The organism is Sphingomonas sp. Leaf28 (assembly GCF_001421685.1).
In the GTDB taxonomy this organism is placed as follows: domain Bacteria; phylum Pseudomonadota; class Alphaproteobacteria; order Sphingomonadales; family Sphingomonadaceae; genus Sphingomonas; species Sphingomonas aurantiaca.
In genome coordinates, this window is record NZ_LMKX01000001.1 from 1,112,694 (window position 1) to 1,125,664 (window position 12,971).

Sequence of the window (12,971 nt, forward strand, 5' to 3'; positions counted from 1 at the left end):
TAATCGATTGGACAAATGTCACGCACATCCGGCATCGTAGGACATAACGGTAAGACTCACTGAGAGAGGACGCCAAGATGGCCGATTACGAACAGCCCAAGAGCAGCGGTTGCCCCATGGGTCCGCAGGGTGGCGGCGAGGTGAAGGCCCGCTCGTTGCTGGGTCGTACGAACAAGGATTGGTGGCCCGATGCGCTGCCGATCGACATGCTGCACCAGCACGGCGTCTCCCCCGACCCGATGGGCGACGAATATGACTATGCCGAGGCGTTCCAGCAGCTCGACTATGCCGCGCTCAAGGCAGACCTGACGGCGCTGATGACCGACAGCAAGGCCTGGTGGCCTGCCGATTACGGTCACTATGGCCCCTTCATGATCCGCATGGCGTGGCACGCCGCCGGCACCTACCGGGTCACCGATGGCCGTGGCGGGTCGTCGTCGGGTCAGCAGCGGTTCGAGCCGCTCAACTCGTGGCCGGACAACGGCAACCTCGACAAGGCGCGTCGCCTGTTGTGGCCGCTCAAGCAGAAGTACGGCAAGAACATCAGCTGGGCCGATCTGTTCATCCTCGCCGGCAACGTCGCGATCGAGAGCATGGGCGGACCGGTGTTCGGCTTCGCCGGCGGCCGCAAGGACGTGTTCGCGTCCGAGGGCGACACGTTCTGGGGCGCAGAGGAACTCTGGGTCAACGAGGGCGCGCAGACTCGCATCAGCGAGGACATGCCCGAGCTCGAAGGCCCGCTCGCTGCGATCCAGATGGGTCTCATCTACGTCAACCCCGAGGGCCCGGGCGGTGAGCCCGACGCGCTCAAGTCCGCACGCGACATGAAGGCGACCTTCCAGCGGATGGCGATGAACTCCGAGGAGACCGTCGCGCTGACCGCGGGCGGCCATGCCTTCGGCAAGGCGCATGGCGCCAAGGCCGCGCCGCACTTCAAGAGCCCGTCCTCGGAATCGGTCCACATGCAGGGCCTCGGCTGGCTGACCGACAGCGAAGAGATTGGCCAGGGCCATATCACGACCTCGGGTATCGAGGGCGCATGGTCGAACAACCCGACCAAGTGGACCGGCGACTATCTTCGGCTGCTGTTCAAATATGAGTATGAGCTGACCGAAAGCCCGGCCGGCGCGAAGCAGTGGCAGCCGGTCAACCCGGAGCCGGAGGACATGGCACCCGACGCGCGTGACCCCGGCAAGCGCGTGCCGACGATGATGACGACGGCCGACATGGCGTTGAAGGTGGACCCCGAGTTCCGCGAGATCGCACTTCGCTTCCGCGACGATCAGTCGGCACTCGACGACGCGTTCGCGCGCGCCTGGTTCAAGCTGACGCACCGCGACATGGGGCCACGCGTCCGCTACCTCGGACCCGAAGTCCCCGAGGAGACGCTGATCTGGCAGGATCCGGTTCCCGAAGGCACCGCGCCGTCGGACGCCGCCGTCGCTGCGTTCAAGGACGCCGTTCTGTCGAGCGGGCTGACGATCGGTCAGCTGGTCAAGACCGCCTGGGCGTCGGCGTCGAGCTATCGCCGATCGGACCACCGCGGTGGTGCGAACGGTGCGCGTATCGCGCTCGCCCCGCAGAAGGACTGGCCGGTCAACGAGCCCGAGCAGCTCAGCCTCGTACTGGCGAAGCTGAACGAACTGCGCGGCGATATGTCGCTGGCCGACGCGATCGTGCTGGCGGGTTCGGCGGCGGTCGAGAAGGCGGCACGCGACGCTGGCCACGACGTATCGGTGCCGTTCCTCGGCGGACGCGGTGACGCAACGCAGGACTGGACCGATGTCGAAAGCTTCGTGTGGATGGAGCCGCAGGCCGACGGGTTCCGCAACTACCTGAAGACGCGTCACCCGGTGAAGACCGAGGAGCTGCTGCTCGACAAGGCTTCGCTGCTCGGGCTGTCCGCGCCGGAGATGACCGTGCTGGTCGGTGGCCTGCGCGTACTCGGCGCAAACTTCGGCGACGCGCCCGACGGCGTACTCACCGAGCGTCCGGGGCAGCTGACCAACGACTTCTTCGTCAACCTGCTCGACAACGACACGTTCTGGGATCTGGTCGACACGTCGAGCGACGAGAAGTTCATCGGCTACGATCGTGGCGGTCGCGAGAAGAAGTGGCAGGCGACTCGTACCGACCTGATCTTCGGCTCCAACTCGCAGCTCCGCGCGACGGCCGAAGTCTATGCCGAGAACGGTCACGAGCAGAAGTTCGTTCGCGACTTCATCCGGGCGTGGGTCAAGGTCATGAATGCCGACCGTTTCGACGTTACGGCCAAGCCTGTGTCGTCCAACCAGGCGACCTGAGGCTAAAATAGACGCGGATACGCCGTGTTGGTCCGGGCATGGGTCCGGACGGGCACGGCGTAGCCGCAACCCAGGCGCATCGGCGCCTGCGCGACTGAGATACTCGGCCTCGAAAAGAGGGCTGCACTAAGAATGGTTTGCAGCGTGCGGATATCTTGCGAGGGTCATGGCCGGGGAACCCGCTTATACTCGGCGGCCGGCGTAAGACTGCTCGCTTCAGCCAGCGACGAAACAGCTGAACTGACGGATCGTGATGGTGGGGAAAGGCACGTCTTACGCTATTCCTGAAGAGCGTTGGCGTGCACCAGTTGACGGCTGAACCGAGCGAAAGCGCTCGCCCTTCGAGCAAGCACAGACCTGTCAAAGTCATTTACAGGTAGAGGTTCCCGTTGATCCTCCCGCTCCCACCCCGATCGCAGCTACCGCATTGCGCGCGCCACCATCTGCTTACGGCCTGTGTGCTGACTTGAGGAAACGTCATGCCGGCGTAGCGAAGCATCGCCTCGGGCGGGATCAGGTAGCGCCCATCGGCAAGCGCATGACAAACGTCATTTGCAAGGTCCATGGGGCCGGCATCGGCATGACCACTGTCGCCAATGCCGTCCGACGCCCTTGGCAAGCGCCGAGAAGCTGACCGGACGAATGTGATCACGCCGAAACAATGGAGGCGATCGCGCTCGGCAAAATGTAAGCTGCGTACGCCTCCAGCCCCCGAACCACTTATCGATCAGGGCCCGTGTTGAATCGGCCTTTTCGTTGCCCACGACTATGACCAGCATGGTTACGGGACGGTACAAGCCGCGAATGGCATCGTTGCTCGCGATCGGCACATCGTTGGCGTTCTGCGCATCGATCCTGTCGTTCAGCGACACAGGCGCGATTGCAGCGATGTCGTTGGCGTAGATCGCGTTGCCGCGTTTCGTGTCCGCCATTCCCCGCATGACCTCCCCCGCGAGGTATCGACTGCAGCGGCGCGAAAGGTCATTCGTGTAGCGGCGTCGCTGAACAGGGCCAGCAGCACATCGAGGTCGGTCGGAGCGGTCGTCCTAGTTGAGAGATAATCGTTCGACTCCCGCCACGACCTGGAACCCGCACTCGGTGCGGGCAGCGTCAGTTTCGCGAGATGATGTATTTCAAACCTTCAGCACACCAAGACCTCCTTCGGAAGAAGGGGGCAGTGCAGGTTGAGCCTAATCGCCCAACCATTCGGTGGTGATCTCGCCGCTATGCTCCTCCGGCGCCAGCACGGCGCGCAGGGCTTCCAGCAGGGGCGGCAGCGCCTGCGTGAAGGCGTAGGGCGGGTTGACGATGAAAAGGCCTGCGCCATTATAGATGCCGGGCTGGTCATCGTCGTACAGCCAGTGCTCCACCCCCATCACTTTCGGGATGCGCAGCTTGCGTAACTGCTCCTTCCACCGCGTATGCGTGGCGCGGTCTTTCAACGGATACCAGATCACCGTCACGCCATGCGTCCATTTGCGGTGCGCGGCAGCGAGGGTTGCGGTGATACGCGCGCGCTCATCAGGCTGCTCGTACGGCGGGTCGACCACCACCACGCCGCGCGCGGTTCGGGTCGGCAGCATCGCCAGCCAAAGCTCGTAGGCGTCGCGCTCATGCACGGCAGCGGCTGTGTCGCGCATCACGCCGCGCAGGGTATAGGCGTCCCGGGGGTGTTTTTCGTTGAGGATCAGGAGATCCTGCGGGCGCAAAAGCTGCGCCAGAAACCGCGGCGAGCCAGGGTATAAGCGCGGCTCGGCCCCGATATTCACGGCCTCCACAGCGGCGCGATAGTCGTTCAGCAACGGGTTCGGGTCCGCAAAGGCCCGCAGCACGCCCTGTGTGGACTCGCCGGTGCGTTGGGAGTCGTCGCCATCAAGATCGTACAGCCCGCAGCCAGCATGCGTGTCGATCAGCGTCAACGCGCCCGGTTTTTGCTGCAAGGCCCGCACGAGGGCGATCAATAGGCTGTGCTTGACGACATCGGCACTATTGCCGGCATGAAAGGAATGGCGATAATTCATTGCGACCAGAAATCCTGACGATCTACCTTCATGCGTGCGGCTGGGCGCGGTTGCCGAGCGCGAGGCGACCGAAGCAACCGATCAGGTGCCAGTATAAAGTCGGACAGAAATCTTCAACGCACTTCTGTGCGAGGCGTCGAGCCTGCGCCAGCGATCGTCACCAGCGGCAAAGACGCGAGGACTGCGCCTTTGGCGAGCGGTGGTTCGCCACCGCTCGCCAACCAGCTTCACCAGCCGAACGTCACCCCCATACGACCGCCGGTCGAGCCCTTGACCGTCGATCCCGCGTGCGCATACCCCGCTCCAGCACGCATTACCCAGATCACCAGTGCGGGAAAAACTGTTCGGTGGCGCGGCGAGCATCGTCGCCATCAGGATCGTGAAAAACCAAATGGGTTTAAGCACCGGGCGAAACTGCCCGGGGGCGTCAGGATCCCAACACCCAAACCCAGACATTGGGAAGCTCTGACGTTCCCTTAGCTCCGCGTTCACCGCTTTCGACGTCTGATATTCAGCCATAAACGTCGTGATTGGAGAGCAATCCGACCCGGCTGTTTCGGGCGGATGGTAATGGCCGACGTTGCGCAGCACTGCCGCTTTCCCAATAAGGATCTAAATCCGGGGACGGCCAAATTACAAGACTGTAAATAGTAGCGGCCAAGCGTGTTGATCGGAAATTCTATACGGCAAATCTGGTATTCCCGGTCAAGGGAGCCAGGGAGCTGATCGTCCTCGAATCCTATGCTTCGCCCAGCGCCGTGGACGAGGAAATCAGCGTAGGCGAGATTTTCCTGTTCAATGCGGACGGAGTGGTGATCTGGCCTCACGCCATGGGCACCACCCTCCTCTCCCCTGAGGGGTTCTGCGACTTTGATCGATATAATCCCGGTACGTCTCGATGATAGTTTGAGAGGACCGACAGCCGAGATGACCCGAGCACAGACGTCGATCCCTGTTCAGCCGCTTTCAGAGCGAGACCGCTTGTTGAACTTAGACTTGAGTAAAGCGCTGTTTCAGCCGATGCCAGACCAATGACTTTTGTCAGCATCACCCGGCTGCGCATCCGCTCGCTTCGGTTTATGCCGCAGTTCCTGGTCCATACGATATGGACCGGAAGGCAGATCAAACGGGCGGACGGTTTTATCGACGGCTCCCTGCTTGCCGACCGGAAACGCGTATTTTGGACCGCCACCGTCTGGCGGGATCAAGCCGCCATGCGCGGCTACATGACCAGCGGGGCGCATTTAAAGGCCATGCCAAAGCTGCTGGACTGGTGCGATGAAGCCAGCGTCGTCCACTGGACGCAGGATAGCGCGGTCACGCCTGATTGGCTGGAAGCGGACCGTAGAATGAGAATGGAAGGGCGGCCTTCCAAGGTTCTCAATCCGAGCCCAAACCATCGCGATCTTCTCTACGATGCTCCTCGGACAACTGGGGCCGTTCCAATCAAGCCGACTGAACAGGCCTGACTCACCCACGAACGTTCGCAGCCGCTATAGAGCTTCCCAGCATCGCGCGGTCCAAACTACCGTTGGTTTACGGCGCTGAGCTTGTCGAGGCGGCGTCGACCTACGAGTAGCCCGCCCTCCAACCTGGCGCAGAGCGCGGCGTAATAATCCGCGAGGAAGCCGTCATCGTCGCCATCGTCAGGGAGCCCCGCCTTGCGCCGGATCGCGGCGGCAACGGTGATCCGGGCGAGATCGTCGCCGCCACGAATGACGTCTTCCAAGGCCTGCAATTCGTAGTTGCCGTAAAGTGCGAGCGCCGTTTCCGGGAATATGCGTCGTGGCAAATCGTTGGCCGGCGCGAGATCGGCGGCGAGGGTGCTTATTGCAGTCTGGACGACCCAGGTTCCGGCAACCAGATCGCCGATGCGCAGGCGGTCGCGGTTGAATAGCGGGAAGAACAGGAAGATGCCGGTCCACAGCATGGCAAAGATGGTCAGGAACGCATCCGCGGTTCCCGCCGCCGCCTGCGCACCCAGGAACGAAAGCGGCAGGAACACCTCGATCTCGCGCATCGCGTTGCGCGCGAGTACAGCGCCCGCGGTCAGCCGCGCGCCATCGCGCGCAACCACGCGCAGTCGCATCAGCCGCTTGCCCGGCGTCGCACCGCGGCCGCCCATCTCGAACAGGACGAACCAGCCGTTGCGCAACACGAATGCGCCGATCAGCCAAAGGATCTTGGCGATATCGGCCTGCGTCGCCTTGTCGAGCGCGAACAGGGCGAGCGTTGCGGCGATCATCACGATCAGCATCAGCGTGACGTCGATCAGGAACGCCGCGGCGCGGGTCCCCGCGCCACCCAGCTCGAGCTGCAAATCGACTCCCTCGGGCGTGACGAAGCTGCGGCGCCGCGCGACAGGCGCTTTAGTCCGGCGAGCGTTGCGCATGACGCCTCCCGATGCCGTAATAATAGACCAGCCACGCTGCGAGCATCGCCGCACCGATCACCGCGCGGGTGCCGTCGCTGGTGACCACCTGACGACCGACTCCCTCCAGAATGGCTGCGACCGCGAGCATCAGCACGACGCCCGCCGTGGCGACCGCGGCCGTGCGGCCCGCGGCGACCACCGCCTCCATCCGCGCCTGCCGGCCGGGAAAGGCGATGGCGGTGCCGATCCGCATCCCGGCCGCCCCGGCGATGATGACCGCGAACAATTCGGTCGTGCCGTGGATCGCCAGCCAGGCCAGGAAGTTCAGCCCTAGTCCCTTGCCGGCGAATACCGCGATCATCGCGCCCAGCATCAGCCCGTTATAGAAGATCAGCAGCGCGGTCGGCACGACGAAGGCGAAGCCGAGCGCGAAAGCGAAGATCGCGATCTGCGCGTTATGGCCGAACAGGAAGCTTGCGAAGACGCCCAGCCCGTCTTCCCGGCTATGATACAGCGTCGCCCGCAACGCCTCCGCCGAAGCACCCGGATCGCGTCCGCTCGCCAGTCCCTGGGGTACGATTCCGCCATACCAGGACGGATCAGCCCGCACGAGCATATAGGCCGCGACCGTGCCCGCGATCGTCAGGAACGCCATGACCAGCGTCTCGCGCCACAGTGAGGCGACCGCGCCCGGCCACCCTCTGGTGAAGAAGTGCCCGAGATCCCTCCACGCTGAATCCGAGACACCATAGAGCTGAAAATACGCGCGCGCGCACAATTGCTCGAGATACGCGATCAGCGCGCGGTCGAGCGACGTCTCGCGCGCGACCGACAACGACGACAGCGTGGAACGGTACAGCAACGGCAGCGCCAGCAGATCGTCGTCGGACAATACGCGGACGGACCGCTTCTCGATCCGGGTGAGCAGTCGTTCCAGCCGCGTCCAGTCCACCTCATGTGCGGCGCGGAAGCGGCTGGCGTTGAGCAGGGGCGGTGCGGAATCGACGAACGCGCTCACAACAGACTCCTACGCTTGAGGTCGACATAGCCTTCGACCAGCCGCTCGGCGACCTGGTCGTACGGGCTCTCGATGACATGAACGCCGAGATGGCGCAGACGCAGCAGCACCAGCCGCCGATCGCGGAGCAGGGCCGCGGCGGTCACTGCCCGGGTCACGTCGGCGGCCTGTTCGGGGGCGCGATCGACGATCGTCTCGAGTTCGTCATCACGCAGGACGACGATCAGCACGAGATGCGTCTTGAGCAATCGCGCGACCGCCCGCACCATGAAGTCGGCGGAGATCGGATCGGTGAATTCTGTGAACAGCACGATCATCGACCGCCGCCTGAGCCGCGCCGCCAGGGTGGTCAGGGCGAAAGTGTAGTTGCTCTCGTCGCCGCTATAGTCGATCCCGGCGGCAAGGTGCTGAAGTTCGGCGAACGCCCCGGCCCCGCTGATGAAGCCGCTGGCCATCCGCGGTCGTGAATCGAACGCGTGGAGCGCCACGCGATCGCCCAGCTTCAGGGCAAGCCACCCGGCCAGCAGTGCCGCAGATACCGCGCGATCGACGCGGGGGATGCCATCGACCGGCTCCGACATCTGTCGACCGGAATCGATCGCGAAGACAATCTGGCTGTTGCGTTCGGTCCGGTATTCCTTGGCATAGAGTTTCCGGTGCCGCGCGGACTGTTTCCAGTCGATCGCGCGTCGGTCGACACCCGACCGGAACTCGACGAGTGCGTCGAAATCGGTGCCATCCCCGCGATCGCTTTGCGCCAGCAGGCCCTGCACCGCGTGACGCTGAAACACCTGTGCGCCCTGTCGATGCACCGCCTCGATATCTGGAAGGATCGGTAACATCCGGTCCCCGTCGATCCTCGCCTGACGCCACGCCAGCCCCAGTGGCCCCGCCCAGCGCACCCAGATCGTGCTCAACCGAGCAGTGCCGCGCCGCAGTGGCGTCAGCGCGACGGTGGCGGTTCCGCGGCCCGCGATTAGTGCAACGTCCAGCGGCGCGGCGTCGACGAACGACAACAACGGATCGGGCGCCAGTGCGACCTGCGCCGCGCTGGCAGGCCGACGCGCGTCGATCCAGATCTCGATCGGTACGCTCAGGGAAACCCCGACCGCCGCCGATCGCGGCAGCGCCAGCACGACACGCGCCCTCGCATGACCAAGCACCGCATCAGCGAACACGAGCGTCAGGACGGCGAGCGGCCAGCCCAGTCCCGCATACCAGGTCGCCGGAAACAGCATCGCGACCAGCAGCGTGACCGGCACTCCGATCGCCGCCGCCAGTACCGCCATGCGGGTCGGATAGATCAACGCGGCGCCTCGATCGTCTCGATGATCTGTGCCACGACATCCTCGATCGCGCGCCCGCTTATCTCCGCCGCGGGCGACAGGATCAGCCGGTGGCGAAGCAACGCGGGCGCCAGTGTCTTCACGTCGTCCGGAATGACGAAGTCGCGGCCGTCCAGCGCGGCGCGCGCGCGCGCGGCCCCCGCCAGCATCGCGCCCGCCCGCGGCGAGGCGCCGCTTTCCAGGTCGGCGACATCGCGCGTCCCGCGGACCAGCGCGACGATATAGTCGATGACCTCGTCCACCAGCCGCACCTTCGCGACCGTCTTGACCGCCGCATCGATCGTCGCCGCGTCGGCGCGCGCCTCGACCCCCCAGTCCGCGGGCGACATCGCCGTCGACCGCGCGCCGTGATCCGCGACGATCCGCCGCTCCTCCTCCGCGGTCGGATAGGAGACCGTCTGCTTGAACAGGAACCGGTCGAGTTGCGCCTCGGGCAACGGGTAGACGCCTTGCTGCTCGATCGGGTTCTGCGTCGCGACGACGGTGAAGCGATTGCTCAGCGCGAGGCTCTCGCCATCGATCGTGACCGTGCGCTCCTGCATCGCCTCGAGCAGCGCCGCCTGCGTCTTCGGCGAGGTACGGTTGATCTCGTCCGCGAGCAGCAATTCTGTGAAGATAGGCCCTTGCGTCAGCGTGAAGGTCGACGTCTGGAAGTTGAAGAGGTTCGCACCGATGATATCGCCCGGCATCAGATCGGGGGTGAACTGGATACGACCGAACTCAAGCCCGACCGTCTTGGCGAACGCATGCGCGAGCAACGTCTTGGCGGTACCCGGCGGCCCTTCAAGCAGGATGTGCCCCCCGGCGAACAGCGCAACGAGCAGCAGGTCGACGGTGGCGTCGTGCCCGATCACGGCCTTGCCGATCTCGGCACGGATCGCCTGCCCGAGGGCCTGAACCTCTTCTACCGTCACTGTGTCTTCTCCTGTTGCCATTGGTACAGCGCCTGCGCCGCTGCGAGCATGTCGATGCGATGCTCGGCCCGAGCCGCATCGGCGACCAGCGCGCTGAACCGCGTCGTTCCCCTCAGCCTGTCGAGATAGCTGTCGGCTTCGTCGTCCGTCAGTCGCGCGGGAACGCCCAAGATCGTCCGCGCCCGCTCACGGATCAGCGCGGCATAACGCCCGCCCAGCATCCCTTCGCGCCCTGCCTTGCGGACGATAATCGCGCTGTTGTCGATCAGCGCAGTCTTGCCGAACGCGATCGCCCGCGTCGGCGGCCGGGGTGCGCCGAAGCGGACCAGCGCCTGCCATCCTACCAGCGCCAACGCCGCGACGATCGCCACAGTCATTGCGAGGAAGGGCGGTTCGAAGGCGAGCTTCAGCGGGCTGCGTCCCAGACCCAGGCCGTTCAGCGTCACGTCGAACGCGATGCCGCGTGCGCCCGTGGCATTGACGAAATCCAGAAGGTCGAGCGCCGCTCGGGCATGGTCCAGCCGACGGATGCCGTGATTGTTCAGCAGATCTGGGTCCGCCAGAATGTACGTGTTGGTGCGATAGAACTGCCCCAGCACGATCCGCCCCGCGTCGTCGGTGATCAGCGGTCGTAGCGCCGCAGAGCCAACCGTCTGCAAGGGCTGCGGTGCCGCCACCGCAACCGAGCGTGGCGCCCCGCGGACGCCCTGCAACACGCGCGCGCCGCTCGGGCGCCGCGTTACCGTCATCACCGCCGCCGGCGCGAGAATTCTGGCGGGGTCGAAGGCCGGCAGCAGCCCGCCGACATCCACCCAGCCGTTCGTCTTGTCATCGGCGATGGTCGCCCATTTCGGTAGCACGATCAGCGTCGCCCGGCCGCGCCGCACCGCCATGAACTTGGTCATGTCGGTCGCGCCGTGATCCGGCGTCGCAATGACCAGATCCTCGGTTTTCCAGCCGGCGGCCTCGCGCACCACGCGAGGATGGCGGCCTGTCGCACGCGCCAGCTCGACGATGCCGGCATATCCGGTCGCAGCGTTTGACAGGGCATGCGCACCCGCATTGCGCCCCGAGTTAAGATCTGGCGCATACGCCCCCAAGAGCAACGATCCCGCGAACCCGATCAAGCCGATGATCAGCAGCAGCGCCACCGTCAGCGGTGAGAATACCCTGTCCGCGCCGCTCGCGCGGTAGTGTCCCACGTCGCTCACGCGTGCCACCGTCCCGGTATTGCCAGTTCGGCATAGGCCGTTCGAGCCGTCTGCCAATCCGAGTCCGTGACGAGGCGCCCACCGAACAGGCTGCGCTCGACCAGCCCGGCGATGCTCGCGAACAGCGGCCGGACCGCAGCCGGCAACAGCGGCGCGGACGCGAGTTCGCGGCTGGTCAGCGACGGTCGCCGCAGCGCCGGGCGGCGCCGGGCGATGTCGTCGATCGAATGAAACAACAGATAGTGGATCGCCTCGGCATGGCGGCCGTCCGCGGCAAGCCGGTCCGCCTCGCGTAGCCACGCCCGCGCCGGCGCCGCGTCGGGCACCCAATCGTCGTGATCGGCATCCGGCGTCGGATGCACGCGCCGCCGCGCGGGCAGACGCCATTCGCCGGACCGGATCCGTTCGACGACCATCCACATCACCGCCACCGCAACTCCGGCGAGCAGCGTCCATAGCAGGATGCGGGCATAGGGTGCGTCGGGCATGAGGTCCGTCAGCCAGCGCAACAGCCGCCCGATCGGCCTGAACAGGTCGACGAGCCAGCGTCCCAGCGTCTTCAGCCATGCCGGCGGCTCGGGCGACGTCGGCGGGCGGGTCAGACTGAACTGGATCGAAGGGTCGGCGCGTAACGCGGCATGGGCCGCCGCCAGTCGATCGCCCCCCGCCGCCGGGTCAAGTCCTGAAGCCGCGATGATACCCTCCCAGCGACGCAACGCTGCCCCCAGACCTGACTTACCCGGATCGGCCACCGGTGCAATCCGCCATTCGCCATTCGCTTTCATCCCCATGATCGAACTGGACAGCGCGAGGTTCGCTCGCCACCATCGTCGACGGGGATTTGGGGGAACTACAATGGCCAGCCACATTATCGGCGAGCGGAGCCGCGGAATCTCGGTAGGCAGCGTGTTCGGGCGCAGCGCGAACGTCATCAAGGACAATCCGCTCGCGACGCTCGGTACCAGCTTTGCCTTGATCGCGCTGCCGTCGCTCCTGCTCGGCCAGATCGGCCTCGGCGCGGCGGTGTTCCAGAATGTCCAGCTGGGGCAATATGCGCTGGCCGGAGTTTACGGAATCATCGTCGGCTTGCTGTGGCTGATCGCCAGCGGGGCGCTGGTCCAGGCAACCGTTGCGCATGACGAGGGACGAGCGGCGAACCCGCGCGAGATGCTGCGGGTCGGCGTGTTGCGGTGCCTGCCGCTGTTCGCGGTCTATGTGCTGTTGCTGCTCGGCATATGGGTCGGCACGATATTTCTCGTCGTGCCGGGTATCATGCTCGCCGTCATGTGGTCGGTAGCCCTGCCCGCGATCGTTGCGGAGCGTTCGGGCGTGTTCGGCGCCTTTGGCCGCAGCCGTGCCCTGACCAAGGGCGCGCGGTGGCACGTGTTCGGTATCTTGCTGCTGGCCTTCGTCATCTACCTGCTCGCCTCGATCGCGATCGGGGTCGGCAGCGTGGCAGGCTATGGCTCGCTGGGCGTTCTCACCGGCGAGGGCCAGGTCCGGATGCCCCTGCCGACGCAGCCATCGTTCGTCGTCCAGTTGCTGCAATCGATCGTCACGACCGTCATGCTGACCTGGTTCATCACGGTCGGCGCCTCGCTTTTCATTGAATTGCGCGACTGGAAGGACGGCCCCGACTCCGACCGGCTCGCCGACATCTTCGCCTGATGCTAGCGTTGGGGTAACCGTTAGCGAACGATCGACCCAGTTGCGGACGGTCGCCGCTCGTTTGCGGCGTCCCAACGTCGGACGTTTGTTCATCAGGGTTTGAACTGGCTTCCATG

The 12,971-nt window shown here is 65.1% G+C and carries 12 protein-coding genes; 4 read left to right on the plus strand and 8 right to left on the minus strand.

Annotation, left to right across the window (positions count from 1 at the left end):
- The first annotated feature begins 77 nt into the window (after window positions 1-77).
- Entirely contained in the window at window positions 78-2,303 is a 2,226-nt protein-coding gene (katG, locus tag ASE79_RS05125; RefSeq protein ID WP_056412531.1) for a catalase/peroxidase HPI, read from the plus strand.
- A gap of 768 nt (window positions 2,304-3,071) precedes the next feature.
- The gene (locus ASE79_RS21860) at window positions 3,072-3,206 is read left to right on the plus strand and encodes a hypothetical protein (protein ID WP_268796150.1); all 135 of its coding nucleotides are present in this window, start codon (window positions 3,072-3,074) and stop codon (window positions 3,204-3,206) included.
- Between the two features lie 287 nt (window positions 3,207-3,493).
- Here the strand turns inward: ASE79_RS21860 and ASE79_RS05130 are convergent, their stop codons facing one another.
- Together ASE79_RS05130 and ASE79_RS20730 are read right to left on the minus strand one after the other, a co-directional pair.
- Window positions 3,494-4,324: a 23S rRNA (adenine(2030)-N(6))-methyltransferase RlmJ gene (locus ASE79_RS05130; protein WP_056412534.1), complete on the minus strand. Its 831-nt coding sequence runs from the start codon at window positions 4,322-4,324 to the stop codon at window positions 3,494-3,496.
- 81 nt (window positions 4,325-4,405) lie between these two features.
- Window positions 4,406-4,915 (minus strand): hypothetical protein, encoded by a 510-nt coding sequence (locus tag ASE79_RS20730; protein WP_156359518.1) that lies wholly within the window; start codon window positions 4,913-4,915, stop codon window positions 4,406-4,408.
- Between the two features lie 440 nt (window positions 4,916-5,355).
- Between ASE79_RS20730 and ASE79_RS05135 the strand changes: the two genes are divergently transcribed.
- Complete coding sequence (locus ASE79_RS05135) at window positions 5,356-5,793, plus strand: DUF3291 domain-containing protein (RefSeq protein ID WP_056412537.1); 438 nt, start codon at window positions 5,356-5,358, stop codon at window positions 5,791-5,793.
- Window positions 5,794-5,849: 56 nt separating this feature from the next.
- Here the strand turns inward: ASE79_RS05135 and ASE79_RS05140 are convergent, their stop codons facing one another.
- The 6 genes from ASE79_RS05140 to ASE79_RS05165 are packed head-to-tail and all read right to left on the minus strand — an operon-like array spanning window position 5,850 to window position 11,978.
- Window positions 5,850-6,716 carry an RDD family protein gene (locus ASE79_RS05140; RefSeq protein ID WP_056412540.1) on the minus strand — a complete coding sequence of 289 codons (867 nt, stop codon included), beginning with the start codon at window positions 6,714-6,716 and terminating at the stop codon, window positions 5,850-5,852.
- The gene (locus tag ASE79_RS05145; protein WP_056412543.1) at window positions 6,694-7,716 is read right to left on the minus strand and encodes a stage II sporulation protein M; all 1,023 of its coding nucleotides are present in this window, start codon (window positions 7,714-7,716) and stop codon (window positions 6,694-6,696) included. The genes ASE79_RS05140 and ASE79_RS05145 overlap by 23 nt, the downstream gene beginning before the upstream one ends.
- Complete coding sequence (locus ASE79_RS05150) at window positions 7,713-9,023, minus strand: DUF58 domain-containing protein (protein WP_056412546.1); 1,311 nt, start codon at window positions 9,021-9,023, stop codon at window positions 7,713-7,715. The genes ASE79_RS05145 and ASE79_RS05150 overlap by 4 nt, the downstream gene beginning before the upstream one ends.
- Window positions 9,020-9,976: an AAA family ATPase gene (locus tag ASE79_RS05155; protein ID WP_056412548.1), complete on the minus strand. Its 957-nt coding sequence runs from the start codon at window positions 9,974-9,976 to the stop codon at window positions 9,020-9,022. The genes ASE79_RS05150 and ASE79_RS05155 overlap by 4 nt, the downstream gene beginning before the upstream one ends.
- Window positions 9,973-11,187 (minus strand): hypothetical protein, encoded by a 1,215-nt coding sequence (locus ASE79_RS05160; RefSeq protein WP_200910308.1) that lies wholly within the window; start codon window positions 11,185-11,187, stop codon window positions 9,973-9,975. Before ASE79_RS05160 ends, ASE79_RS05155 begins: the two co-directional genes overlap by 4 nt.
- Entirely contained in the window at window positions 11,184-11,978 is a 795-nt protein-coding gene (locus tag ASE79_RS05165; RefSeq protein WP_235516747.1) for a DUF4129 domain-containing protein, read from the minus strand. The genes ASE79_RS05160 and ASE79_RS05165 overlap by 4 nt, the downstream gene beginning before the upstream one ends.
- Before the next feature lie 64 nt (window positions 11,979-12,042).
- Here ASE79_RS05165 and ASE79_RS05170 point away from each other — a divergent pair, with 64 nt between their 5' ends.
- The gene (locus ASE79_RS05170) at window positions 12,043-12,855 is read left to right on the plus strand and encodes a hypothetical protein (RefSeq protein WP_056412551.1); all 813 of its coding nucleotides are present in this window, start codon (window positions 12,043-12,045) and stop codon (window positions 12,853-12,855) included.
- Window positions 12,856-12,971: the final 116 nt, after the last annotated feature.

Bases quoted from the DNA above. Each gene is read 5' to 3' on its own strand.
- katG (WP_056412531.1), top strand. From the start codon at position 78: ATGGCCGATTACGAACAGCCCAAGAGCAGCGGTTGCCCCATGGGTCCG.
- ASE79_RS05140 (WP_056412540.1), bottom strand. From the start codon at position 6,716: ATGCGCAACGCTCGCCGGACTAAAGCGCCTGTCGCGCGGCGCCGCAGC.
- ASE79_RS05165 (WP_235516747.1), bottom strand. From the start codon at position 11,978: ATGGGGATGAAAGCGAATGGCGAATGGCGGATTGCACCGGTGGCCGAT.
- ASE79_RS05130 (WP_056412534.1), bottom strand. From the start codon at position 4,324: ATGAATTATCGCCATTCCTTTCATGCCGGCAATAGTGCCGATGTCGTC.
- ASE79_RS05135 (WP_056412537.1), top strand. From the start codon at position 5,356: ATGACTTTTGTCAGCATCACCCGGCTGCGCATCCGCTCGCTTCGGTTT.
- ASE79_RS05170 (WP_056412551.1), top strand. From the start codon at position 12,043: ATGGCCAGCCACATTATCGGCGAGCGGAGCCGCGGAATCTCGGTAGGC.
- ASE79_RS21860 (WP_268796150.1), top strand. From the start codon at position 3,072: ATGACCAGCATGGTTACGGGACGGTACAAGCCGCGAATGGCATCGTTG.